The following is a 4,158-nucleotide window of genomic DNA, read 5'->3' as shown; positions in this document are numbered from 1 at the left end:
GCCTCGCTCCTACAGGTGATCGCATTCCCCTGTAGGAGCGAGGCTTGCCCGCGAAGGCGTCCGTCAGTGCGCCAACGTATCCAACCCAAATTCTTGAATACCACTATCAGCCGATTTTGCCTCACTGCCACATGACGGACGCATTACAAACCTAGGATGGGCTTCATCTGCTTGATGAGGCCTGTCCATGAACCACTCGATCGCAACTGCCCTGACCAACCCCGGCGCCCCGATGAAAGTGCGCGGTGTGCAGAAACGCTTTGGCGCCTTCACCGCGCTGGACAATGTTTCCCTCGACGTGGCGGCCGGTGAATTGGTGTGCCTGCTGGGCCCGTCCGGCTGTGGCAAAACCACGTTGCTGCGTTGCATCGCCGGCCTGGAGAAACAGGACAGCGGCGAGTTGTACCTCGGCGATCGCGACGTTTCCCACCTGGCACCCCAGGCCCGGGACTACGGCATTCTCTTTCAGTCCTACGCGCTGTTCCCCAACCTCACCGTCGAAGCGAACATTGCCTACGGCCTCGCCGGCAGTGGTCGCGATGAAGTGCGCAAACGTGTCGGTCAGATGCTGGAACTGGTCGGCCTGACCGGCAGCGAGAAAAAGTACCCCGGCCAGTTGTCCGGCGGCCAACAGCAACGTGTCGCGCTGGCTCGGGCATTGGCGCCGGCGCCATCGTTGTTGCTGCTGGACGAACCGATGTCGGCCCTCGACGCCCGGGTTCGCGAGCATTTGTGCACAGAACTGCGCCAACTGCAGCGCAACCTCGGCGTCACCACCCTGATGGTCACGCACAATCAGGACGAGGCCATGCTGATGGCCGACCGCATCGCCGTGATGAACAACGGCAAGGTCGAGCAGTACGCCACGCCGCAGGACATCTACGACCGCCCGGCCACGCCGTTTGTGGCGGAGTTTGTCGGCCAGGGCAACTGGCTACCATTCAGCCGCAGCAGTGACAGCCACGCCCAGGTCGGCGGGATGAGCATGCGCCTGGCGGATGGCAGCGCTAAAACCACGTCGGGCCGTCTGTTTTGCCGACCGGAAGCGATCAACGTCAACCCGCCGGTGCATGAAGAAAACCTGTTCCCGGCCAAGGTTCGCGAGATCACCTTTCTCGGCAACCGCTGCCGCATGAGCTTCGAACTCGATCAACTGCCCGGCCACGCATTGCTGGCCGAACTGGCACCGGAAGCCATGCCGCGCCTCGGTGCGCAGCAGATCATGGTCGCCTTGCCCCCGCGCAGCCTGCAGGTGTTTGCCTGATGAGCGCGAACATCGCGCTGCCGATACCGCACAAGCAGGTTCGGCAGACCTCCCGTGCCGAGATCGGCGACCGGGTGTTCGTGGTCGGCGGCAAACTCCTTTTATTGGTGTTGCTCGGCCTCGCGGTGTTGATGCCGTTGCTGGCGATCTTCTGGCGCGGTTTCAGTTCCGAGGCCGGGCAGGGCGGAGGCCTGGTGGCTGCGCGTGAATTGGTGACCAGTGCGAACTTCCACTGGTTGCTCGGCAATAGCCTGAAAGTTTCCCTCAGCGTGGCGGCGATTGTCGTACCGCTGGCCTACCTGTTTGCCTACGCATTGCAACGCACGTTGATTCCCGGCAAAGGCATCTGGCGCGCAATTTCGTTGTTGCCGCTGATGGCGCCGTCGATGCTGCCGGGGATTGCGCTGGTTTATCTGTTCGGCAATCAGGGCATGTTGCGCGGCTTGCTCTCGGACAATATCTACGGTTTCTGGGGCATTGTTCTGGGCGAGGTCATTTACACCTTCCCACACGCGCTGATGATTCTTCTGTCGGCGCTTTCCCTGGCGGATGCGCGACTCTTCGATGCCGCCTCCAGCATGGGCGCCAGTCCGGCGAAAGCCTTTCGCAGCATCACCTGGCCAGCGACCCGTCAGGCCGTGTTCGCGGCGTTCTGCCTGGTGTTCACCTTGACCATCACTGACTTCGGCGTGCCCGTGGTGGTCGGTGGCGACTATCAAGTGCTGGCGCTGGAAGCCTACAAGGCCGTGGTCGGCCAGCAGCAATTCGGTCGCGGCGCGTTGATCGGCATGGTCCTGCTGCTGCCGGCACTCTTCAGTTTTGCAGTCGATGCCTGGTTGCGTCGACGTCACGGCGACGCCATGAGCGGCCGCGCCCAAGTCTTCAAACCCGCGCCGTCGAAGCGGCGGGACGGTTGTTATCTGGCCATCGTGTTGCTGATCTGCGCGGTGTTGCTACTGGTGTTCGGCATGGCGGTGTTCTCCTCGCTGGTGAAATTCTGGCCGTACAACCTGTCGCTGTCGCTCAACCATTACCAGTTCAGCGACACCGCGGGCGGCGGCTGGCTGGCCTATGGCAACAGCGTAAAAATGGCTTTGTGCACGGCGTTGATCGGCAGCGTGCTGATCTTCACCGGCGCCTACCTGATGGAGAAAACCAAAGGCCAGCGCGGACTGAACCTGACCTTGCGCATGCTCAGTTTCGTACCGATGGCGGTGCCGGGGCTGGTGCTGGGCCTGGGTTACGTTTTCTTCTTCAACCTCAGCGGCAACCCGCTGCATGTGCTCTACGGGACCATGACGCTGGTGGTGGTCTGCACCATTGCTCACTATTTGACCACCGCACAAATGACCGCGACCACGGCGCTGCGCCAACTCGACGCCGAGTTCGAGGCCGCCGCGTTGTCACTCAAGGCGCCGCTGTATCGGCACTACCTGCGGGTCACTGTGCCGATCTGCCTGCCGGCGCTGCTGGACATCGTGCGCTACCTGTTCGTCTCGGCCATGACCACCGTTTCAGCCGCGATCTTCCTCTACAGCCCCGACACCATCCTCGCTGCGGTGGCGGTGCTGAACATGGACGACGCCGGCAACGTCGGCGGCGCGGCGGCGATGTCGACCCTGATTCTGTTCACTTCGGCAGGCGTGTCCCTGCTGCTGGCCTGGGCCTCGCGCGGCTTGCTGCGCCGTTCCCAGGCCTGGCGGCAGACCGCTCCTGGTAAATAAATCTGTCCCCATAAAAGACCAAACCCTCAACTCAAACAGGAAAAGATCATGTTCAAGCCTATGGCCCTGGCCGCTGCTGTCCTCACCGCTTTCAGCCTGAACGCCTTCGCGGCGCCAACCGAGTTGACGGTGTACACCGCCCTCGAAGCCGAGCAACTGAAGACTTACAAAGAAGCCTTCGAAAAGGCTAACCCGGACGTCGAGATCAAGTGGGTGCGCGACTCCACGGGGATTATCACTGCCAAACTGCTGGCCGAAAAAGCCCGCCCACAGGCTGATGCGGTCTGGGGCCTGGCGGCGTCGAGCCTGGCGATCCTCGATCAGCAAGGCATGCTGCAAAGCTACGCGCCGAAGGACCTGGGCAAGATCGGCGGCAACTACCGCGATGCCGCCAATCCACCCGCGTGGGTCGGCATGGACGTCTGGGCGGCGACCATTTGCTTCAACACCGTCGAAGCCGAAAAGCAGGGTTTGACCAAGCCGGTCAGCTGGCAGGACCTGACCAAGCCTGAGTACAAAGGCAAGATCGTGATGCCCAACCCGGCCTCGTCCGGCACCGGTTTCCTCGACGTCAGCGCCTGGCTGCAAACCTTCGGCGAGAAGCAGGGCTGGCAGTACATGGACGACCTGCACCAGAACATCGGCCAGTACGTTCACTCCGGTTCCAAGCCTTGTAAGCTGGCGGCTTCGGGTGAATTCCCGATCGGCATTTCCTTTGAATACCCGGCGGTTCAGCTGAAGCGTCAGGGCGCACCGCTGGACATCATCCTGCCGAAGGAAGGCCTGGGCTGGGAGATCGAAGCGACCGCTGTGATCAAGGGCACACCACACGAAGCGGCGGCGAAGAAACTGGCTGACTTCTCGGCCAGCCCGGCGGCGATGGAGCTTTATAAAGAGAACTTCGCGGTGCTCGCGCAACCGGGGATTGCCAAGCCGCAGACCGAATTGCCGGCGGATTATGAGCAGCGTTTGATCAAGAACGACTTTGCCTGGGCGTCGAAGAATCGCGACGAAATCCTGAGCGAGTGGCGCAAGCGGTATGACGGCAAGTCCGAGAAAGTGGCTGCCAAGTAAGATCTCTATCGGCTGAAGAGCCTCTTCGCGGGCAAGCCTCGCTCCTACAGGGTTGGTGTCGTTTGTGATAACGCGCAACCCTGCAGGAGCGAGGCT

Annotated in this window: 3 protein-coding genes; all 3 read left to right on the top strand. The window is 61.8% G+C overall.

Annotation, left to right across the window (positions count from 1 at the left end):
- Positions 1-187 precede the first annotated feature (187 nt).
- The 3 genes from QMX98_RS32815 to QMX98_RS32805 are packed head-to-tail and all read left to right on the top strand — an operon-like array spanning position 188 to position 4,062.
- Positions 188-1,264 carry a putative 2-aminoethylphosphonate ABC transporter ATP-binding protein gene (locus tag QMX98_RS32815; RefSeq protein ID WP_010466754.1) on the top strand — a complete coding sequence of 359 codons (1,077 nt, stop codon included), beginning with the start codon at positions 188-190 and terminating at the stop codon, positions 1,262-1,264.
- Positions 1,264-2,988 (top strand): putative 2-aminoethylphosphonate ABC transporter permease subunit, encoded by a 1,725-nt coding sequence (locus tag QMX98_RS32810; protein WP_282411993.1) that lies wholly within the window; start codon positions 1,264-1,266, stop codon positions 2,986-2,988. Before QMX98_RS32815 ends, QMX98_RS32810 begins: the two co-directional genes overlap by 1 nt.
- 48 nt (positions 2,989-3,036) lie before the next feature.
- The gene (locus tag QMX98_RS32805) at positions 3,037-4,062 is read left to right on the top strand and encodes a putative 2-aminoethylphosphonate ABC transporter substrate-binding protein (protein WP_282411992.1); all 1,026 of its coding nucleotides are present in this window, start codon (positions 3,037-3,039) and stop codon (positions 4,060-4,062) included.
- Positions 4,063-4,158: the final 96 nt, after the last annotated feature.

The organism is Pseudomonas sp. PS02303 (assembly GCF_029959925.1).
Lineage (GTDB): Bacteria > Pseudomonadota > Gammaproteobacteria > Pseudomonadales > Pseudomonadaceae > Aquipseudomonas > Aquipseudomonas mandelii.
The sequence above is the reverse complement of the archived record's forward strand: the minus strand, read 5'-3'. Positions and strand labels throughout refer to the sequence as shown.